Here is a 20,088-nt window from a genome sequence, read left to right as displayed (position 1 = left end):
CCTGCGTTTATAGGCTCGGGCACATCGTTTTTACCCATCAGAGATAGCAGCATGTCCGACAAGTTCTTTTTTAAAGGCCGGCAGGATGCCCGTCAGCACCACACGGCGCGCGGCGGTTTTCAGACCAATGCCAGCAAGAAGCCGGGTAGTAAGAAGTTCCCGTTAACGCTGGTTGTTACCAGTGAAGCACGAAAGCAGGAAGTTGAAGCTCTGGTGGCTGAAGCAGATCTGTTCGCCAACATTACGGTAGATGAAAGCGCGGATGCGGTTGAATCCATTGCCGAGCTAACGACCATTCTGGACAAGGGCGTAACCGTAACGCAGGCTCAGGTACCGGCCCGAAACGATCCTTGCAGTTGCGGCAGCGGTGTTAAATTCAAAAAGTGCTGCGGTTAAGCCGCGGGGATATTGTATGCGCGTTTGTGGTGTTGAATTAACCGGCAGCGATGCTGTGGTGTGTTTGCTGAACCTGGATCAGGGGCATTTCAGTCTGCCAGACAGTAAGGTTCGTAAGTTAAGTTTGAAGAAAAACCATACCCGTGCTGATTTGCAGGAGTTTCAGGTATCGTTCGTGGCGTTTTTGACGGAGCACAACGTTAATAGAGTGGCTATTAAAGAGCGTATGCCAAAAGGCAAGTTCGCTGGCGGTGCCGTCAGCTTCAAGTTAGAAGCCGCTATTCAATTAATGACCGGTGCTGACGTTGGGGTTGTTCTGCTTCCGTCTGCACTGATTAAATCGACGCTCTCATCGAATCCTTTGCCTGTTCCGTTTGCAGACACCGGTTTGAAGATTTTTCAGGAAACCGCATTTACAGCGGCTTATGTGGGGCATATGGCAAAGTAACGCCAGCAATGCTCAAGTTCATATTTTTATTTTGAGGAGTTAAACCGTTTTATGCGCCCTGTAGTGCTTCTTGATGGTGGCCTCGGCCAAGAGATTTATCGGCGTGCTGCCAACGTTAGTTCAGCGCTATGGTCGGTTGCGGTTATGCACGAGCAGCCAGACGTGGTTACCGCGGTGCACTCCGACTTTATCCGCGCTGGCGCCAAAACGTTATCCCTCAACACTTATGCCGCCACGCCGTCCCGTTTGCTTCAGCACGGCCAGTTGGAGCAGTTGGCGACCATACATCAACATGCGTTCGAATTGCTGGGGCAGGCTGTAAAAGCCACAGGCGCATGCGTGGATATTGCAGGTTGCCTGCCGCCCCTGGCCGGAAGTTATCAGGGCCAGCCCGCGCGTTCGTTTGAGGATTTGCGGGATGAATACTCGGTGCTGGTAAAGCAGCAGGCCGTGGCTGACGTTCTGCTGATTGAAACCATGACCAATACCCTGGAAGCGTGTGCGGCCTGTGCCGCTGCGAGCGAGTTGGGCAAGCCTTTTTCCGTCGCGTTTCGCCTTGAGGCAGACGGCAAACTAAGGTCTGGTGAAACCCTGGCTGAGGCGGTTTCCGCCGTTTCCCCGTACTCACCTACGGCGGTAATGCTCAATTGCTGTGACCCCGAATTGATTTCTGCTGCCATGCCCGAGCTGGTTAAATTGCACCCCTGCGTGGGTGGTTATGCCAACGCCTTTAAGTCGGTGGAGGCTATGGCGAGGGGTGGTTTAGTGGATGCCCTGGAGGCGCGGGAAGATATTTCTCCACAGGCCTATGTGGCCCATGTGCGCCAGTGGCTAGCTGATGGGGCAACAGTTATTGGCGGCTGCTGCGAGATTACACCGGAGCATGTGCGGCACATTGTAGAGACGCTTGCGGACGACTATGAGTTTATTCGGTTCTCCCAGTGGCCGGAGCCAAACTCCTGAGCAAGAAAACTCGAGTTTAAATTTTTAAATTGATGGAATTTTTATGAGCAGTAACGAATTAACCGACGTGCTCGAAATGAACGGCGAAGAGCGCTACGACTACTTTTTGAGCGCTGTGCTTGAAGAGCGGGATATCTGGATACTGATCAATACCGACAACCGTTTTCTGAAACTTGTTTCAGAAGAGGAAGGCGTGGCGCACGTGCCGGTGTGGCCCAGCGCCGAATTCGCCGCGGAGTACGCCAAGGGATCAGACGATCTGACCCCGAAGAGCATTTCCCTGCCAGACTTTTTCAAAAAATGGGTACCGGGCCTGACCAAAGACAAGTTGGAAGTAGGTGTGTTCCCCGGCGCAGACGGTACTTTGTGGATAACCTCGCCAGAAGAATTAAAGCGTGACCTGCAAGAAGAGATGTCGAGCTTTTAGGTAAGGTGGGGGGCAGATTTAAATCCCAAAGCTAGGGGACAGATTTCAAATCTGTCCCCGATCCTATTTTTACCCAGCCGCAGTCACGTATTTCAAAACCTCAACCACCTGTTCTGGCGTCTGTGCCCACGCCATGGCGGCGGAGTCCACTTCTTTCAGCGGGTGAACAATGTCGTCGTTGTGCAGGGTAATGTAAGGCGTGCCCATGGCGGCGCAGAACCCGGCGTCAAAAGCGGCGTTCCACTGTTTGTACTTGTCACCGAAGCGAATCACGGCAAGGTCGCACTGTTCCAACATCGTTTTCGTGCGAATGCCGTTTACTTTAGAGGATTGGTGATCGCGCCAAAACGCCACATCGGGCTTGCCCAGCATATCGCCTGCCGCATCGCTGGCTGCGTGGTTTGTGACCGGAGCGGTGAATTCGACGGGCAGACCGGCCGCTTCTGCGCCCGCCTCAATTTGTTCACGCCAGTCTGTATGAATTTCGCCAGAAAGATAGACAGTCCAGATCATGGGATTCTCCTGAGGTAATAATTGAGCAGATTAACTGCGGTGCCAATAAACGAGACCTCATCATACGTGAGTGGGCGGCGGGATTCATTTCACGCCTTTAACACCTAGGACTCACTTGCAATTTTCCCGTTTGGGCCGATGATAGATAGTAGGACAATCATCTTCGAGCCGCTGCGAGGAAATCTATGGATTTCAAAGATTATTACGCCGTGCTCGGTGTGAGCGAGTCTGCCTCTCCCGAAGACATTAAAAAGTCCTATCGCAAACTGGCGCGGAAATATCATCCGGACGTGAGCAAGGAAGACAACGCCGATGACATGTTCAAAAATGTTGGTGAAGCCTACGAAGTTCTGAAGGACCCGGAAAAACGCACCGAATACGACCAGTTACGCAAATACGGCGCCCAACCTGACGGTTCATTTCAGCCACCCCCTGGCTGGCAGAGTGAGTCCGGTTTTGGTCGCGGTGGCTACACCGAGGCCGATTCCAGCCAGTTCAGCGATTTTTTCGAGCAGATGTTTGGCCGTGGCAAGCAAACCGGTGGCGGCGGTTTTCGTCAGAACATACGCGTGCGCGGTGAAGACATTCATGCCCGCCTGGCGCTGTTTCTGGAAGAAGCCTACAACGGTTGCGATAAACAGGTGTCGTTCGCTGTTCACGATGCAGACGAGCGTGGCCGCTTAGTGGCGCGGCAGAAAACCCTCAAGGTCAAAATTCCCGCCGGTATGCGCGAGGGTCAGCACATACGCCTGAAAGGCCAGGGCTCGCCCGGTGTGGGTGGTGCCAGCGCCGGGGACCTATTTATCGAAGTGGAGCTGGCGCCCCATCCGCAGTTCACAGTAGAAGGAAACGATGTACTGATCACTGTGCCTATCAGCCCGTGGGAGGGTGCGTTAGGTGCAAGCATTGCTGTGCCGGTGGTCGGTGGTAAAGTGAGTGTGAAGGTACCGAAAGGTTCTTCCAGCGGTCGCAAACTGCGCCTAAAAGGCAAAGGCTTGCCTGGCAAGCACGTGGGAGATCAGATTGTGACTTTGCAGGTGACGCTAGCTGAGGAGCATTCGGAACAAGCGCTGGCCATTTACCAACAGCTGGCAGACGCTGAAAAAGACTTCAACCCACGCGCCAAACTGCACGTGTAACCGGAGGTTTGGGATGAGCAGACAAGACCGTACTTTGACTGTCGAAATTACCGATGCCGACGGTGGCTTGTTTACATTGCACGAGGTTTGCGAACGTGGTGAATGCCACGCAGAATTCGTGATTAAGCTGGTGAATTACGGCATTCTATCGCCCATCGAAGAGCACCACTTTCCACTGGACTGGCAATTCGATGTGATGGCCTTAACACGCCTGCAGCGGGCCCTGAGATTGCAGCAGGATCTGAAACTGAATTTGCCGGGTCTGGCCGTATCGCTCGATTTGCTGGATGAAGTTCAGCAAATGCGTAGGGAAGTGAGCCGCCTGAACCAGCGTCTGCGGCAGTTATCAGGGGAATAGGCGACACAACAATAGAGGGCGCGTGTTCATAACAGTGGCGCCATTCTCTCGAGTTCAGGTGCTCTTTTCGAGCGCCTGAATTTCCGCATACAGCTTTTCTGCTTCCTCCATTAACGTGCTGTGGGTGCGTAAATCACCATTGCGCTGAGAGTGCAATGCTTTCTCTAACTTGGCCTCATAAGCTTTTTGCAATTTTTTCTTTGGATCGCTTTTAAAGAATCCCAACATTGATTCCTCCTTGGTTGATAGAATTTTAGGTGTATACGGCAAATACATCGAATCCGATGACTAGGCCGGCACTACCGGTTATGCTCTACTGCTAAGCGTTTAATACACAACGGAGTTGGTTTTCATGGGTGAAGCAAAACGTCGCCATTACAGCGGTTCCGCTGCGGTTCGTAAACCGGCTAGCAAGCGCTCGCTGGCCTTGGGTGTTATGACTTTGATGGTCGTCGCCATGTTGATAGGCCTGTTTTTTATAATGTCTGGCCCGTCGCCGGATTCCGATGAGCTGCCAGTTGCAAAACAAGGTACGCCGGATTTTCCAGCCGAGTTGGACAAATTTGGTGTTTCAGTGGGTGCCGCTGATGCGCCGGTTGTGGTGCGGGAATTTGCGGATTATCAGTGTCCGGCCTGCGCCCGCTTCGCCGACGCTAGCCAACGCTTGAAAAAAGAGTACGTGGAAAGCGGTAAGGTGCGTTTTGTGTACTTTGAGCTGCCGTTATCACAGCACGCTAACGCCATGCCGGCTGCCGAGGCCGCTCGCTGCGCGGGCGACCAGAACGCCTTTTGGTCCATGCACGAGGCACTGTACAGCAATCAATCGGCCTGGGCAGGCGTATCAGATCCGCAGGCAACGTTTACCCGCTATGCCAGCGACCTTGGCCTGAGTGAAAATCGCTTCAGCCGCTGCATGGCTACCGAACTGCACCGCGAGGCCATCGAACAAAGCGCCAAAGTGGCAACCCAGCTGCGAGTGGTCAGCACGCCCACTGTGATGGTCGATAACATCGTCCTGACCCGCCCGGGCTGGGGGCAGCTGTCGGCTGTGGTGGAACGCGAACTGACTATCATCCGCTGACTTTTTTGGTGATACCTGGCCGCAGCATTGCACTGCTGCGGCCACTCCTGACTTGATCCATCGCCTTAATTGACTAAAATCACCCCCCTTGTTTGAATACCCGACTACCCCAACCATGCTCCGGATTTACGATCCGGCCCGCAGGAGATTGCTATGACTGATTCCGTTGTTGTGTGTGCGCTGTATAAATTCGCGGTTTTGAACGACTACCAGGCCCTTCGCCAGCCGCTGCTGAACCTGATGCTGGCAAGGGGTGTGCATGGCACATTATTGTTGGCCGGCGAGGGCATTAATGGCACCGTAGCCGGCAGCCGTGAGGGCGTTGATGCGGTAAAGACCTGGATTAACAACGATGACCGTTTTGCCGGCATTGAATACAAGGAATCGTTTGTCGGCGAGCAGCCGTTCAAGCGCACCAAGGTCAAGCTGAAGAAAGAAATTGTCACCATGGGCGTTGAAGGCATTGATCCAAAGCGCATCGTGGGCACCTACCTGAACCCCGAGCAGTGGAACGAATTGATTTCCGATCCTGAGGTGGTGCTGGTTGATACCCGCAACCAGTATGAAGTGGAAATTGGCACCTTCAAAAACGCCCTCAATCCCGCTACAGATACGTTTCGCGAATTTCCCGAATACGTAAGACAGAACCTTGATCCGGCCAAGCACAAGAAAGTCGCCATGTTCTGCACCGGTGGTATCCGCTGTGAAAAATCGACTGCCTATATGAAAGAGCAGGGCTTTGACGAGGTTTATCACTTAAAAGGCGGCATTTTAAAGTACCTGGAAGAGATGCCGGAAGAGAAAAGCTTGTGGGAAGGTGAATGTTTCGTATTTGATGATCGGGTTACCGTCAATCATCGTCTTGAGCGTGGCGAGTACGACCAGTGCCACGCCTGCCGTCGCCCGATCACTGAAAATGACAAGCTGCGGCCGGAATATAACAAAGGCGTGAGTTGTCATCAGTGCGCTGGTGTATCAACCGAGTCTCAAAAGGCGCGCTTTGCCGAGCGTGAACGGCAAATGCGTCTGGCCGAAGAGCGTGGAGAAGTTCACGTGGGAGGCGATGCGGCCCGCGTTGTTGCTGAACGCAAAAAACGCAAGCAGGTTGAGCGCGCACGTCAGGCCAAACTCAGTCTGGAAGGTGAAAAAGCCCGTTCCTGATCGTCTGCTAGAGCTTTTAGCCCGCGCTTTGGGTGTCGGCTTCGACGCTTTTGGGCGCGTTTGATGTTTTTCACAAGGCTGGTTCACAGCGTAAGAACTCACGTTAGGCGCGTAAAAGTGACATGGCCGATTTAAGGGTTAACCTTGAAAAGCCTTCAATAGATCACAACCAACCTTATACACCTGCCATTCATTGGCTGCGTGCTTATAGGCGTTGCGCGGCTTACCAACAGGTTTTTATCATGCCAAAACACTTTGAACAGGCGCCCGGACTTCATCATGAGCCGGTGCCAGAAACCGAAGGCTTCGTATTTAACCAGACCATGTTACGAGTAAAAGATCCTCAAAAATCCCTGGATTTTTACAGTCGGGTTCTGGGTATGCGTTTGGTCCGCAAACTGGACTTTCCGGAGATGAAGTTCACTCTGTATTTTCTGGGGTATCTGGATGAGCGTCAGGCCAGCACCGTCCCGACCGACGATGCCTATCGCACCACTTACACCTTTGGCCGCGAAGCCATGTTGGAGTTGACCCACAACTGGGGCACCGAGAACGACGACGATTTTGCCTACCACAACGGCAACGACCAGCCCCAAGGCTTTGGCCATATTGGTATCGCAGTACCGGATGTTTACTCGGCTTGTGATCGGTTTGAGGCTTTGCACGTCGATTTTGTGAAAAAGCCGGATGACGGCAAGATGAAGGGCCTGGCGTTTATCAAGGACCCAGACGGCTACTGGATTGAAATTCTGCAGCCCGATATGCTTGAGTACCAGCGCAAAGACTGACGCGTGCCGTCAGCCTTCAACGCTCACTCGTTAGGTAGCTGGCCGTGGTGGGTTACCGTAGCGTGACGCGACCACTACCGCTACGGTGAGTATAAATGCGCCCGCAATACCTATCGTGCCCAATTCCTCGCCCAGAATCAGCCATGCCAATAGCGCGACAAATAAGGGTTCCAAAATGACGATGATACTGGCCAGGGTGGCCGGCGTTGTCTGCATACCGTCAAAAAAGCACAGGTAAGCAATACAGGTTGGCACTACCCCGATGTAAATCACCATCAGCCAGTGTTGCCATTGCAAATTTTGCACATCGGCAAAGCCACCGCTGAAATAGACCGCTGGCAGCAAGACCAACGTCGCGGTGAAGAAACACAGAAAAGCGGTAGTAAACACCGGCGTTCGCGCAGAGTTGTAACGGCTGGTCAGGTTGAATCCAGTGTAAACAGCCGCGGCCAGCAGCGACATTAGAATACCTGCCAGGCGCAATGTTCCGGCGGTTTCCACATCGCTCAACACCAGCATAACGGTACCGGCTATAGCCACGAAAAGCGCCGCCAGGGTAATCGCACCCGGTTTTTCACCCAGTATGGGGGCCGCCAGCAGGGCTACAAAAACCGGTGGCAGGCACAGTGAAATCAACGTGGCGATGGCGGCACCGGTTAAGTCTACTGCTACCAGGTAGCTGCTCTGGTATACAGCCTGAAAAATGCCCAGCCCGGCCAGTGGTATCAGGGCCTTTAACGGAATCTGGCGCAGGCGCGTCAGTGGCGCAGGGCCGTCTGTCGGGTTTTGCCGGTGCTGGAGGGCCAACCGGTGCTGCTCGCGGCGCATTAGCAGCCAGAAAAATGGCAGAGCCACCATTAATCTGAGTAAGGCCAGGGTAAGGCCTCCCAGATCAGAACTGGCAAACAGAAATTTAGCGACGATGCTGGTAGTCGACCAAAGCACGGCCGCAAATGCGATTAGTAATACGCCCCTGAGCATAAGAACATCCGGCAAAAAGAAAGGAAGCTATGATAGGCGTTGGGGCATGTTGCTACTAGCCCGTTTGTGTGTGTTCAAAATAAAACAACGGCCGCTCAGTTTCCTGCGCGGCCGTTGTCACTTTCCGGTTACCTTTTTATCAATTCCCGAGCATCTATTGGGGATTTACTAGACGAACCAAATCCCTCCTCAAACGCTGGTTGTACTGTTCCGCTATGGATTTAAAAGGTAAAGGTGCGCATTTCTGAATTCAGCATCTGGCCCGGAGTCACGTCTTTCGGCTTCAGAGCCGGTGCGTCGTAAGTTTTCAAGGCCAGGTCGCCAGCTTTGTCACACAGCAATACGTTCACCTTGGCACCCTTCTGGGCCATGGTGTTAGACAGTACCATCGCCATGCCCTGGGTTTGCAGGGATTCGCTGGACAGAATCACCAGTACTTCGTCAATCATGTGCTGATCTCCCGCTTGTGCAGCCATTGGGGCCATAGCCGTCACCGACATTACAGCTGCTACCGCCAGTGCTTTGAGTGATTTCATCAAAGTTTGGAACTCCTGAATGATTGGATGAATTCGGCATGCATCCACCATAGGGCACTGTGGTCGAGGGTTCAGTGACAATGTCACGCACCGCGGGGTTGCGAACCTCTTTACACCGCGCTGCGACCGCTAAGCTGCGCTAGCAGACGCCCGATACTCCAAAGTACAGCTTGCAACAGAGGCGTTGTCAGCCAAAGAAGGCCGCGTAAAAGATAAAGAGCTGGCATTAGTAGCAATAACCAACCAACCCATTGAATCAGTAAGGCCGGTGCGCCAATCACGTCAGCCAGCTCGACAAGGAGGTCGTTAATCAGGCTGGGGTGGGTAATAACCAGATAGCCTGCGCCTACAATCAGCGGCCATTTGGCATAGCGGGCACTGCTGAGCACTAAGCGGCTACCGCGGCTGAAACGCACTGCCAGTGCCGCAGAGCGCGTGCCGCGGCTGGCATTCTGGGTGGTTGCGGCAGCGAATCGGCCGATACGCAGAACTTTCACCGCGCTGGCGAATACCACCACATCCAACGCTGCCCAGCCAATGTCACCGGCGCCAATAGGTTCATCCATGCGATGGCGTTTTTCCAGTTGGCGCAGGCCACCGGCGAAAAACTGATTCAGGCCTTCCAGAACACGCTCGCTAGCAAGCCATTCAACCTTGCCCTCAGGATTAACCAGAAACTGGCCTAGAAAATCATGACCTTCAGTATGAATGTACTGAACCGCATACCAGCCGCGCTCGGTGGCTGTTAGTGGCTCTACAGAATCAACGGCCGTTGAGCTCTTTTCGTGATCGGTAAACCATTTTTTGAAGAGCTGATATTGCGTGCCAGCCCTGTTCATCCATTCAATGGATCCAACAGGATTGGACACAAAATAGTGGATGGGCGGCAACACCGAATCGCCATGTTGCCGCAGAATGTCCTGAAATTCCGGCTCGCCGCCGTAAATTTGTAGCAGCTGGCGCGCCATAACCGGGTATTTCAACAGAGCGGCTCTTGCCTTTAGTACCAGCAGCGGATCCTGAGCCATATCGGCTAGAACAGCTTGCAAATCAACGGATTCATGCTCAATGCCGGGAAACTCGCCCAGCACATCGTTGGCGTTAATGCGGATGAGTTTTTGCTCAACCGGAACGGGTTCGGCAGCAAGGCTGAAAAAAGTGGCCAGTAAGGCGGCCAATACAAAAACAGCGAAGAGTCTTTTCATCCTTTGTTCCTCCCTGGTTTCCACTTAGTTACGACGCAGCTTCGTCAGGCCTTGAAAGAGCGCGTTGGCGCACAGAGATCATTAGGTTCACTATTAGGTCATTGCAACAGGAGATCACATCATGCGGGTATTAATTGCTGGAGCCAATGGCCAGATAGGCCGTCATTTACTGGAAAAGATGGCAGACACCGAGCACGAGGCACGAGCCTTGATTCGTGACCCGGAGCAGGGGCCTGATCTGCAAAAACTAGGCGCTACCGAAACCGTGGTGGGCAACCTGGAAGGTGATTGCCGCGAAGCGTTACGTAGTTGTGATGCGGTTATTTTTACCGCAGGTTCAGGCCCCAAAACCGGCCCTGAAAAAACCGTCGACGTAGACCAGAACGGCGCCATCAATCTGATGGACACCGCAAAAAAAATGGGTATCAAGCGCTTTATAATTGTCAGCAGTATGCGCGCAGACAAGCCTGGCGACGCCCCTGAAAAGATTCGCCATTATCTGGAAGCAAAACACAAAGCCGACGAGCATCTGATGGCCAGCGGCCTGACCTACACGATTGTACGTCCCGGCCCACTTACTGAAGATTCCGGTAGCGGTAAGGTTGATATTCGTGAAAACCTGGACCGCCCGGGCGACATTCCCCGGGAAGACGTAGCCAATGTACTGCTGGCGGTGTTGAATTCAGACAACTGCGATAACCGCACATTCGAAGTGCTCTCTGGCACTACCCAGGTGGATGAGGCGTTGGCGGCGCTGTGATGTCATCGGTTCTGTTCTTAGCCCCGTAGGTTGAATGACAATTTAATCCACGGCGAACAGTGATGGAGAACAACAGTGCCTGAAGGACCCGAGATACGTCGCATGGTCGACGATATTCAAAACGCCGTTGGCCAATGCAAGGCGGACAAGGTGTTTTTCGCCTTCGACCGTTTCAAGAGCTTTGAACCAACCTTGGCCGGCCGCCGGGTAACGGCGGTAGAGGCCCGCGGTAAAGCCGTACTGGTGTTTTTTTCGGCCCTCGGCGACGACGGACCGTGGTGCGTATACAGCCATAACCAGCTTTACGGCCAGTGGCGAATTAGCAAGGCGGATGCTCAACCAAAAACCGGGCGCCAACTGCGCTTTGCGGTTGTCGGGTCAGACAAAGCCGCTTGGCTTTATAGCGCATCTGACATTCGACTGGTGCGGCCTGACGATTTGGAGCAGGTGGTGTATCTGGCGCGGCTAGGGCCCGACCCGGTCAACCAGACCATTTCAGTTGAAAACGTGCTCGCGCAATTTGATGATAAGCGCTTTCGCGGCCGCGGCTTGGGCGGTTTACTTTTGGACCAAGGGTTTGTTGCTGGCGTGGGCAATTATCTGCGTTCGGAAATTCTGTTTGAAGCGGGCTTGATGCCGTCCGTAAAGCCAAAGGACTTGTCATCAGAAGCCCGTGAGCGGCTGGCCAAGGCCATTCTGGTTTTGATCGAACGAACTTACCGCCTGAAAGGCATTACCAACGACCCTGAACGAGTGAAAAAATTAAAGCGGGAAGGGCGCACCTTTTCTCAACGCCGATTTATGGTGTTCAATCGCGACTCCGCGCCTTGCTACGAATGCGAGACGCCCATCGTAAAAATCAGTGTTGCCAGCCGGCGGTTGTATTATTGCCCCCTGTGTCAAGCGGATTGAAATTTTAGGGCGCTGGCGCTTGCTCGCTTAATGCTACGGGTTGATCATAAAGTAATCAGCTTGCTCGAGCTGATCATTTTCGCACCACATTCCCGCAAGCCCTGTGTTTTAGGGGTTCACTGGACCTATCCTTGCCCTGCTCACAATGTTATCCACAGCTTCTGTGGGTAACTGTCGGTGGGTAAGTAATATAAATAATGAGGCGTTGTCACCTTTGTGCTGGGTTTTGGTCGTGGGCGTCAGCGGCTGTCTAAGTAGTGCATCCATAGCAGCCGCGCGGCGACGGCGCGCCAGGGTGACCAAGCACTGGCAATGTCTACCTGTTGCTGGCGGGTTGCGGGTGCGTCCAGCTGTTTTACTTCCTGCATGGCGGCCGCCAGTGCAAGATCACCCAGTGGCCACACATCCGGCCGGCGCAACGCCATCAGGTAGTACACGTCAACACTCCATGGGCCTAGCCCGGGGACGGCGAGGAGCGCGTCGCGTCCTTCGGTGTCACTCAGATCGTCCAGCTGTTCCAGATTGAGTTTGCCGTTATGAATGAGGTCTGCCAATCCAAAGCAATAACGGGCTTTTTGGCGGGTTAGCCCGAACGCTTTTAGTCCTTCCTCACCTGCTGAAACCATCCGCTGCGGCGACATCTCACCCAAATGTGTACATAGCCGTTCGAACACGGTTTGCGCGGCCTTTATAGAAATCTGTTGCTCCAGAATAATGTGCACCAGTGAAGCAAAACCAGGTTCCCGCGCCCACAGCGGTGGGGTGCCCAAGCGGGTATAAATGCGGCCAAGATCCGCATCAACAGCGGCGAGTTGTTGTGCGCCGTAGTCAAGATTTTCGAGGGTGAGCGAGGTTCTTTTCATTAAAACAATCCAAGCTGGGGCCGTTGCGCGGCCAGATCCAAAGCGGCTACCTGTGGTAAGCGTTCTTGTAACAGCTTACTCCAAAGTTGCGCCAGAGCCAGTGCATCGCCGTTATCCGGCATATGCATGAACACATAAGGCTGTTGGCCCTGTTCAATCCATTGGCCGACACGTTCTACCCAAGGCGCCAGAAAAGGAGGGTTCTGCTCAAGCCGGGGATGGCCGATGTAGCGGATCATCGGTGGAGCGTCCACCGGCAGGAGATGAACCGGAACCCTCGGCTTTTTGCGCTGGGCATCGCGAATGATGTCGGTGCCGGGTTGTGCCGAGAACAGCGCCCGACTGTCCAGACAGACACGGGCCTTGTTGCGCTCACGCAGCCCGCGGTTGAGTGTTTTTTCGGCCTCGCCCTTGCTGAAAAAGGCGCTGTTACGAACTTCCACAGCGCAGGTGAGAGACTCTGGCAATTTATCCATAAACCGCCAAAGCCGATCCAGATGTTCCGGCTTAAAAGCCGCCGGCAGCTGAATGAACATTGGTCCGAGCACATCATTCAACGGCGAAAGTATATCCAAAAAGGCGTTTGTGTCAGCCGTTACTCCCGACAGTAATTGATCGTGAGTAATTCGACGGGGAAATTTGAACACAAAGCGAAAATCGCCTGGCACCTGCGAGCGCCACTGACGGCACTGCTCCTGGCTGGGCGTGGCGTAAAACGTCGTGTTGCCTTCTACACAATTCAGCACCTGGCTGTAACGCGCCAGTGGTGCTTGGCCCGGTGGTAGCAACGTGTTCCAGGCAGGGTCTTGCCATTGCGGGCAGCCGAGAAAATAGGGGAGCGCCATTGATTGGTAATGTCCTGATGTAGATTGCTTATTTCATACGGATGGCGCTCGACGTGAATTCAATCAGGCGCCCGTTCATTTGAGTGAACGGAAGTACCGGAGCATAGTTTGCGGAGTTATTGAAGCGTGATGGCGCCAGCTTTACAACCGTACCCTCCGTGCTGGCGGCCTCTTTCAAAAAAGATGCAGTGTCGCTTTTATCGAGATGGCGATATTGTCAGCGGAATGACGTTTCTCAGCTTCCTCTAAGAGTTTTCTAACGCCATACAGGTCGAGCTTCAGAAAACCGCCGCCGGCTGACAGTGTGATTTCTGCGCCTGCTTCAATGATTACTTTCAGGCCGGCTTTGTGATGAATCTCGTTTCCGGCTTCGACCAGTTGGGCTTTGCCGACGTGGCTGTGGTGGCTGCCGTCTGTGGTGAGGCTGCTGTTACCGCCGGTATGCTGCCGCTGTTCGCCGTTAATGGTGCTGTGCTCGTCGCCTTTAATGTAGCTGAAGCGGTTTTCCCCAAAGGTCAGATGGCTGTCAATTTTGATGACTTCGGTGCGGTTGTTCTGGGTCAGCAAGTCCAGGTTTTTCTGTGCGTGGATGTAGATGTGTTCTTTGTCCGCTTCGTCTTCGAAGCGCAGTTCGTTGCTGCCTTCGCCCTTATGGGTCTGGGTTTTCAGGGTGGTGCGTGTTTTGTGCCGGGGCAGGGCGTAGGGCGATGTGTTGGTGGCGTGGTAAGTGCGGCCGGTGATGATGGGCTGGTCTGGATCGCCGTCCAGAAATGACACGATCACTTCTTGGCCCACTCTGGGCAAAGCCACAAAGCCGAACTGACCGCCTGCCCAACCCTGGCTGACTCTCAACCAGGCACTGCTTTGCGCCGCGCTTGATTCAGAACTCTCTGCCTGGCCCGTCCGTAAACGCTGATCCCAAGAGAAGCGTACTTGAACGCGGCCGTGTTGGTCGCAGTGGATTTCCTCACCTTCAGGCCCGGTTACGACGGCGATTTGTGGGCCGTCCATCAGCGGCCGGTGAGTGCATCGGGGGCGCCAATTGATGTTTTCGGGAACCGCGCTGAAGCGGTTGTGGTAGGTGGTTGGCTTAGCACCGGCTTCTTTTTTCAGAGCCTGTGGTTGGCTGCCGCTGTGAGCAACGTGGGTTATCAGCCAGTCCTGATTTAATTTTTCATTGTTGTGGCGGGTGAGCTGCACTTTGGCGCCGCAGGTCAAACACCGCATCGGCAATATCCCTTCCGCGTATAAGCGACCTCAGTATGTTGTCGGTGCTCTGGCTTTGGAATATGCGGCTGTAGTGCATTAGCCCCAGGCGCCATAGGGGCGGCTGGATAACTACTTCGTAGTGAGTGCGGCGGTGTCCGCTGTCGCCGCGAACAAACTCGCTGACAACACCGGTAAAGCGGCGAATTGCTGCGCCGTTCTGCCAGATGGTCAGCTCTAAGTGCTGCTCTAATATGTCAGCGGCTGCCAGCTTTGGCAGGTTGCTGGCCATTTTAAGACGGCCATGAACTAGCTCCGACAGGCCTTCGGTGAGTTCAAAACCGACTAACGAGAAAATATCTTCGGGCAGTTCGCCGACACGGGCAGTAAACTGCAATCCATTTGCTTGGTGCACATCTTCAGTCCTTGAAAATATGTGTATCTGTTGAAAAATCTTGAGACCAGCTCTCGGTTTTGAACACTTGCCTACAATTTAACGCACACAAAAAGCGCGTTTCCAGAGTCCTGGTCCCAAGGGATAATTTTGTCGTAATCGTGCTCGAAGATGTGAACGTCGAAATACGGCAGCAGAAGCTCTTTTAGTTGGTCATAACTCACCGCTACCATCGGGTGCTCGTCTTGCCACGTTTGTGTAATACCGCTTGTGGTTTTGCAGATGCCCAGTTTGAGCGATTGCCGGTCGCCCAAACCACTGTAATACCAGGCCGAACTGAAGGTGAAGTGACTGCCTTCATGGTTGGTACTGTGGTTGACGCACAAGTTGTTGTCGATTTTGTGTTTGTCGACCGCGTTAAAACAGAACACGCCGCCTGGCTTTAACGCTTGGTGCACGCGGGCGAAGCATTTTTGTAGCGCTTCAAGTTCGCCGCTGTAATGAATGGAATACAGAAAACAGGTGATCAGGTCCAGCTTTTCGCTCACTTGAAAATCGCACATGTCGCCCAGTGAAAACGGCGCTTCGGGGCAGCGGATTTTTGCCATTTCCAGCATGGGCTGACTGATGTCCAGCCCGCGGCTTTCGTAGCCGGCATCGATAAAGTAACGCACGTGGGGGCCGGTGCCGCAGGCCAGATCCAGATGGCTGTTGCCGCCATTGCCGAATAACTGATGCAGGCGCTGTGCGCTGTGGCTCTGCGTCTCGTAGTCGATGTCGGTGCACAGCAAATCATAATAGTCCGACAGGTCGGTGTAGAGCGCGTTGGAGGACATGGCAGCCTGAGTGTGAGCGGTAAATCGGGTGGGCGCGGCATCGTATCCCAAAGCACTGTGTTTGCGAAGGGAATTAGCCAGGCGAAATACTAGCTTGCTTGAGTCACTTCCTGCCGCGGGTTACGGGGGTAATAGCGTTCAGGCAGGCGTTCGATGTGGGGAAAGAAGCGAGTGTCTTTGTAAGGCATTTTCATAAAACCGGATACGCCAAGGCCGGTGACCTCATCGACGGCGGCCAGAATTTCGTCTAGGTGCTGGCGGAATTCGTCCTCTTTGGCCGGGTCCAGCAGGCGGTATTGGCTGTGAATTTTCAGGTGCAGGGGCAGGGCCTCAAAGATGATCATGCCGGTGTGGCGGATGCCGTTCAAGGCTTCAAGCGCGGTAATAATGGTGGGCGGCAACACCAGAAACTCTTCTGGGTCAGGGCCGTCTTCAAAATAGGAGTGCACTCGTGAACGGTCTTCTACCTCTGGCGCCGAACTGATCTGATACGGCAAATGCATGGCTGGCGGCGTGACAAACGGCTGCTCGGCTTGATCGCGTTCAATGTGCAGTGTGTCGCGGGCGTTGAACAGGCAGCTCTTAAAGATGCCTTGGCGGTAGATGGCCTGGGCCAGGTTGACCATGTTGTTGACGGCGGTGGTGAAGGCGCTTTTCAGTTGTGGGTCGTGCAGGTGCAAGGAAGTGTCTACATAAATACCGTCAGGCTCCCAACGCACTGCCAGGCCGCCCTCTACCGGGTAGCGGCCAAGGCGGCTGACTGCTGCCAAGAACGCTTTTTCGGTGTCGCCCATGCCCTGCATGAAGTTTTTGTAGTAGCGGTCTAACTGCACGTCGTTGACGTCGTTCAGGGTGTTTACCGCGCCTTCCTGGCGCAGGAAGGATTTACGCGAGCTGTACACCACCGTGTCGATTTCGCGCCCGGGCTGGCGTATCCATACTGGCACCAGTGGAACGGGCGCAGGTTCGGGCAGATCAATCATCACCGTGCGCGCCATTCTGGGCATTTCCCGAATGTAGTAGTCACCGGCTTGCTGGCGCTGCTGGGGATCAGGGCTGAGCATGCCGTCCAGCATGCGGGCGAATTCCATGGGCAATCCCAAGGAGTCGGCGGGTATTGCCTGGTGGCCAAAGCGGCAGGATTGGCCAGAGGCCAGGGCGTAAAGAGTCGCTGCGGCGCCTTGCTCGTCAAAGCGCGGCGATGACAGTCCGCCGTAAAGCTGTTCTTCGCCAATAAAGTACACATCGCCCAGCCGTGCGTTGGTGTGTTGCAGATTGTCCGACATCAGCTCCATCACGCTGTTGTTGAGGAACTGCTGACTGGCATCCAGCTGGGCGAACACCGACGAGCCCCAGTCGATCAGGGCGATGTTTTCGTGCTTGGCGTCGAAGACCAGATTCGAGGGTTTGATGTCGCCGTGCACAATGGGCCGTTTGCCATCGGTGGATTCCCGGCGCAGATTGCGCAGAATGTCTGCCAGCTGGTCGGCAATGCAGATGATCAGCCGCGGCGTCAGGCGCCCTTCGCGCAGCGATACCACTTCCAGATTCAGCCCTGGCGCCCGTTCCATCACTAGGATGGGCTGGCTGCGCGCCCGCTGGAAGGAAATCAGGCGCGGCACCCGCGGGTGCTCCACTTGTTCCAGAATATAGGCCTCGTCTTCCAGGCGGTCGTGCAGCTGGCGTGGCAGATTGATGCGGATAAATTTGAACACGTGTTCCAGATCGCTAGCGCCTTCCAGCGCAAGCTTGCCTGAAAACACAAAACCGTAAGCGCCTTTACCGATCATCTCGATGTCGCGGTAGCCCAGCGCTTGCAATTGAGTCGTACAGAGCGCAACCCAGTTTTTCAGTTTGCGCGCGTCGTTGTGACTGAGCAGGTAAATGGACTGCTCTTCGGGTATGTAAAACTGTTGAATCTGCGAAGGCGGCGCTTGCTGCCCTCGCATTTTTTTCTGCCGGGTCATCGGGCTCAGCCCAGGTGCAAGAGCATGGACTGTGGCGATTCCAGATAGCCTTTCCAGCAATTGCTGAAACGGGCAATGGTGCCGCCGTCGATAATGCGGTGATCCCCCGCCCAGCTGACGGGCATAATGGAGCGCGCAGTTACATTGCCTGCCTGGTCAAAGCGCGGCAGCGTTTGGGTTCGGCCCAGGGCTACAATCGCCACTTCCGGTGCGTTGATGATGGGTGACGCGTAAGTGCCGCCTAATGCCCCAATGTTGGAAATGGTGATGGTACCGCCTTTCAGGTCGTCTTGAGCTACGCGGCCTTCGCGGGCAGCTTCGGTCAGGCGCGCCACTTCATTGGCAATTTCCAGCAGGCTGAGGTGTTCCACGCCTTTGATGTTGGGCACCATCAGCCCGGCTTTGCTGTCCACCGCCATACCAATGTTGCATTGGGGCTGGTAATGGATTTCGGTGACCTCGTCGTTTACCTGGCTGTTCAGAATCGGGTAGTCGCGAATGGCCAGTGCCATGGCTTTCATGATGAACGGCATCAAGGTGAGCCGTGATCCGCTGGCTTCGGCCAGGGGTTTGAGCTGCGCGCGGAGAGCCAACAGTTCGGTCACATCAATATCTTCGCTGAAGATAAAGTGCGGGATGCTGGAGGCTGCGGCAACCATACGCTTGGCCATCACCGCCTTTATGCCCTTGATGGGCTCTACCCAAACCTGCTGGTCAGTGGTGCCGGAGCGCTTTGCTAATAGATTGCCTGATTGAGCGCCCGCAGACTCGTCTGTTTGGCCTTCTGATTGCTTCAGGTGAGCCAGCACATCTTCTTTCAATACCCGGCCGTCTCTACCAGAGCCGCTGATGTGACCCAATGACAAGTCGTATTCGCGCACCAGGCGTCTCACTGACGGGCTGGCCGGTGTTTTGATTTCCGCTGCGCGGGTTGTTTCATCAGAGTTGGCGCTATCGCTCGCCTGTTTTTTTGTGTCGGCCTTTTGACTGGCCGGCGTTGAGCTTGCGGTGGCTTTTTCTGAGGCGGAGTCGTCGGTATCGTTGAGGGTGCCGTGTTCTTGCTCGCCACCCTCTTCTGACAACTCAAACAGCGGTGCGTGCACTTTGGCAATGTCGCCTTCTTTGTAATAAAGACGCTTAATCTGTCCTTTGTGAGGTGCCGGTATTTCCACCAGCGCTTTGTCGGTCATGACCTCGACCACCGGTTGATCTTCTTCGATCATGTCGCCTTCGCTGATCAGCCACTTCACCACTTCGCACTCCACAATACCTTCGCCGATATCGGGCAGTATAAAATCACTCATGTTGGTTCTCCTGTCCTGATACCGGGTTAGAATTCGACGCTGTCGCAAATCGCTTCATACACCTTCAACAGATTGGGAAAGTGTTCTTTTTCCAGCACCAGCGGGAAGGGCGTGTCTAATCCGGCTACCCGGGCAATAGGCGATTCCAAATACAGAAAGCATCGTTCTTGAATAGTAGCCGCGATTTCGCCGGCAAAGCCGCCGGTCAACGGAGCTTCGTGGGTAATCACCAGGCGCCCGGTTTTCAGAACTGATTCAGCCACGGTATCGATGTCCCAGGGTAAAATGCTGCGTAGATCGATCACTTCGCAGGAAATGCCGTCTTTTTCCGCCATGTCCACGGCGTGTTCGATTACTTCCATTTGTGCACCCCAGCCCAGAACAGTTACATCTGTGCCTTCTTTGAGTAATTCGGCCTTGCCTAATGGAAGTTGGTATTCTTCTTCTGGCACTTCGCCTACGGATGCCCGGTACAGGCGCTTGGGTTCAAAGAACAGCACTGGGTCGGGGTCGTGAATGGCGGCCAACAAGAGGCCTTTGGCCTGATGTGGATTGCGTGGCACTACCACTTTCAGGCCCGGTGTGTGAGCAAAATAGGCTTCTGGCGACTGGGAGTGATAAAGACCGCCGGCAATGCCACCACCGTAGGGTGCGCGAATGGTCAGTCCGCCGACGTCAAACAGGTTGCCGGAGCGGTAACGGAATTTCGCGGTTTCGTTTACGATCTGGTCAAAAGCCGGAAAAATGTAATCGGCGAATTGTATTTCAGCTACTGGCACCGAGCCCTGGGCCGCCAGGCCGTTGGCGAAGCCGATGATGCCTTGTTCTACTAAGGGCGTGTTAAAACAACGCGACTTACCGTACTTTTGTTGCAGATTGCTGGTGGCGCGGAATACGCCGCCAAAAATGCCCACATCTTCGCCAAAGCACAGCACCCGCTCATTAGCCGCCATAGCAGTATCCAGGGCGTTGTTGATGGCTTGCAGCATGTTCATCTTCGCCATT

General features: G+C 54.3%; 22 protein-coding genes and 1 pseudogene. 11 read left to right on the top strand and 12 right to left on the bottom strand.

The genetic code is table 11. The features are described from left to right. Positions 1-51: 51 nt before the first annotated feature. The 4 genes from MRBBS_RS13830 to MRBBS_RS13815 are packed head-to-tail and all read left to right on the top strand — an operon-like array spanning position 52 to position 2,234. Positions 52-396, top strand: coding sequence for a PBPRA1643 family SWIM/SEC-C metal-binding motif protein (locus tag MRBBS_RS13830; RefSeq protein ID WP_014872166.1), 345 nt, complete (start codon positions 52-54; stop codon positions 394-396). A 16-nt stretch (positions 397-412) separates the two neighbouring features. After that, positions 413-844 (top strand): DUF3010 family protein, encoded by a 432-nt coding sequence (locus MRBBS_RS13825; RefSeq protein WP_014872165.1) that lies wholly within the window; start codon positions 413-415, stop codon positions 842-844. A 51-nt stretch (positions 845-895) separates the two neighbouring features. Continuing rightward, complete coding sequence (locus MRBBS_RS13820; RefSeq protein WP_014872164.1) at positions 896-1,807, top strand: homocysteine S-methyltransferase family protein; 912 nt, start codon at positions 896-898, stop codon at positions 1,805-1,807. Positions 1,808-1,850: 43 nt separating this feature from the next. Then, entirely contained in the window at positions 1,851-2,234 is a 384-nt protein-coding gene (locus tag MRBBS_RS13815) for a DUF2750 domain-containing protein (protein ID WP_014872163.1), read from the top strand. 69 nt (positions 2,235-2,303) lie between these two features. Here the strand turns inward: MRBBS_RS13815 and MRBBS_RS13810 are convergent, their stop codons facing one another. Continuing rightward, a complete protein-coding gene (locus MRBBS_RS13810; protein WP_014872162.1) occupies positions 2,304-2,747 on the bottom strand; it encodes a YtoQ family protein in 444 nt (147 codons plus the stop codon). A gap of 185 nt (positions 2,748-2,932) precedes the next feature. On the opposite strand from MRBBS_RS13810, the gene MRBBS_RS13805 reads away from it, so the two are divergent. Next, on the top strand, positions 2,933-3,886 hold the full coding sequence (locus MRBBS_RS13805; RefSeq protein WP_014872161.1) for a DnaJ C-terminal domain-containing protein: 954 nt from the start codon (positions 2,933-2,935) through the stop codon (positions 3,884-3,886). A gap of 13 nt (positions 3,887-3,899) precedes the next feature. After that, entirely contained in the window at positions 3,900-4,244 is a 345-nt protein-coding gene (locus MRBBS_RS13800; RefSeq protein WP_014872160.1) for a chaperone modulator CbpM, read from the top strand. A gap of 54 nt (positions 4,245-4,298) precedes the next feature. Here MRBBS_RS13800 and MRBBS_RS19455 read toward each other — a convergent pair whose 3' ends face one another. Continuing rightward, the gene (locus MRBBS_RS19455; protein ID WP_014872159.1) at positions 4,299-4,472 is read right to left on the bottom strand and encodes a DUF6435 family protein; all 174 of its coding nucleotides are present in this window, start codon (positions 4,470-4,472) and stop codon (positions 4,299-4,301) included. Between the two features lie 124 nt (positions 4,473-4,596). On the opposite strand from MRBBS_RS19455, the gene MRBBS_RS13795 reads away from it, so the two are divergent. The 3 genes from MRBBS_RS13795 to gloA all read left to right on the top strand — a co-directional run bounded on the left by MRBBS_RS13795 (position 4,597) and on the right by gloA (position 7,274). Next, positions 4,597-5,325: a DsbA family protein gene (locus MRBBS_RS13795; RefSeq protein ID WP_014872158.1), complete on the top strand. Its 729-nt coding sequence runs from the start codon at positions 4,597-4,599 to the stop codon at positions 5,323-5,325. A 153-nt stretch (positions 5,326-5,478) separates the two neighbouring features. After that, positions 5,479-6,486, top strand: coding sequence for a rhodanese-related sulfurtransferase (locus MRBBS_RS13790; RefSeq protein ID WP_014872157.1), 1,008 nt, complete (start codon positions 5,479-5,481; stop codon positions 6,484-6,486). A gap of 242 nt (positions 6,487-6,728) precedes the next feature. After that, a complete protein-coding gene (gene gloA, locus MRBBS_RS13785; protein WP_041635643.1) occupies positions 6,729-7,274 on the top strand; it encodes a lactoylglutathione lyase in 546 nt (181 codons plus the stop codon). A 30-nt stretch (positions 7,275-7,304) separates the two neighbouring features. Here the strand turns inward: gloA and MRBBS_RS13780 are convergent, their stop codons facing one another. The 3 genes from MRBBS_RS13780 to MRBBS_RS13770 all read right to left on the bottom strand — a co-directional run bounded on the left by MRBBS_RS13780 (position 7,305) and on the right by MRBBS_RS13770 (position 9,996). Next, positions 7,305-8,255, bottom strand: coding sequence for a DMT family transporter (locus MRBBS_RS13780; protein WP_014872155.1), 951 nt, complete (start codon positions 8,253-8,255; stop codon positions 7,305-7,307). Positions 8,256-8,476: 221 nt separating this feature from the next. Further along, complete coding sequence (locus MRBBS_RS19450) at positions 8,477-8,791, bottom strand: hypothetical protein (protein ID WP_014872153.1); 315 nt, start codon at positions 8,789-8,791, stop codon at positions 8,477-8,479. 110 nt (positions 8,792-8,901) lie between these two features. Beyond that, on the bottom strand, positions 8,902-9,996 hold the full coding sequence (locus tag MRBBS_RS13770) for a hypothetical protein (protein ID WP_014872152.1): 1,095 nt from the start codon (positions 9,994-9,996) through the stop codon (positions 8,902-8,904). A 121-nt stretch (positions 9,997-10,117) separates the two neighbouring features. On the opposite strand from MRBBS_RS13770, the gene MRBBS_RS13765 reads away from it, so the two are divergent. Further along, positions 10,118-10,756, top strand: coding sequence for an SDR family oxidoreductase (locus tag MRBBS_RS13765; protein WP_014872151.1), 639 nt, complete (start codon positions 10,118-10,120; stop codon positions 10,754-10,756). A 75-nt stretch (positions 10,757-10,831) separates the two neighbouring features. Then, positions 10,832-11,668, top strand: a complete 837-nt coding sequence (gene nei, locus MRBBS_RS13760; protein ID WP_014872150.1) for an endonuclease VIII — start codon at positions 10,832-10,834, stop codon at positions 11,666-11,668. A gap of 239 nt (positions 11,669-11,907) precedes the next feature. Here nei and MRBBS_RS13755 read toward each other — a convergent pair whose 3' ends face one another. From MRBBS_RS13755 to MRBBS_RS13725, 7 genes and pseudogenes are all read right to left on the bottom strand, one after another. Then, positions 11,908-12,531: a DNA-3-methyladenine glycosylase family protein gene (locus MRBBS_RS13755; protein WP_014872149.1), complete on the bottom strand. Its 624-nt coding sequence runs from the start codon at positions 12,529-12,531 to the stop codon at positions 11,908-11,910. Next, entirely contained in the window at positions 12,531-13,376 is an 846-nt protein-coding gene (locus tag MRBBS_RS13750) for a DUF72 domain-containing protein (protein WP_014872148.1), read from the bottom strand. Before MRBBS_RS13750 ends, MRBBS_RS13755 begins: the two co-directional genes overlap by 1 nt. 258 nt (positions 13,377-13,634) lie before the next feature. Then, positions 13,635-14,997, bottom strand: a pseudogene (locus MRBBS_RS19105) (type VI secretion system Vgr family protein); the annotation flags it as partial. A gap of 71 nt (positions 14,998-15,068) precedes the next feature. Continuing rightward, the gene (locus tag MRBBS_RS13740) at positions 15,069-15,812 is read right to left on the bottom strand and encodes a class I SAM-dependent DNA methyltransferase (protein ID WP_014872144.1); all 744 of its coding nucleotides are present in this window, start codon (positions 15,810-15,812) and stop codon (positions 15,069-15,071) included. Between the two features lie 89 nt (positions 15,813-15,901). After that, positions 15,902-17,779, bottom strand: coding sequence for a protein kinase domain-containing protein (locus tag MRBBS_RS13735; protein ID WP_014872143.1), 1,878 nt, complete (start codon positions 17,777-17,779; stop codon positions 15,902-15,904). Between the two features lie 5 nt (positions 17,780-17,784). Continuing rightward, positions 17,785-19,083, bottom strand: a complete 1,299-nt coding sequence (locus MRBBS_RS13730) for a 2-oxo acid dehydrogenase subunit E2 (protein WP_014872142.1) — start codon at positions 19,081-19,083, stop codon at positions 17,785-17,787. Positions 19,084-19,109: 26 nt separating this feature from the next. Then, on the bottom strand, positions 19,110-20,087 hold the full coding sequence (locus MRBBS_RS13725; RefSeq protein WP_014872141.1) for an alpha-ketoacid dehydrogenase subunit beta: 978 nt from the start codon (positions 20,085-20,087) through the stop codon (positions 19,110-19,112). Between the last annotated feature and the right edge of the window lies 1 nt (position 20,088).

Origin of the sequence: Marinobacter sp. BSs20148, from assembly GCF_000283275.1 — a bacterium.
Lineage (GTDB): Bacteria > Pseudomonadota > Gammaproteobacteria > Pseudomonadales > Oleiphilaceae > Marinobacter > Marinobacter psychrophilus.
The sequence above is the reverse complement of the archived record's forward strand: the minus strand, read 5'-3'. Positions and strand labels throughout refer to the sequence as shown.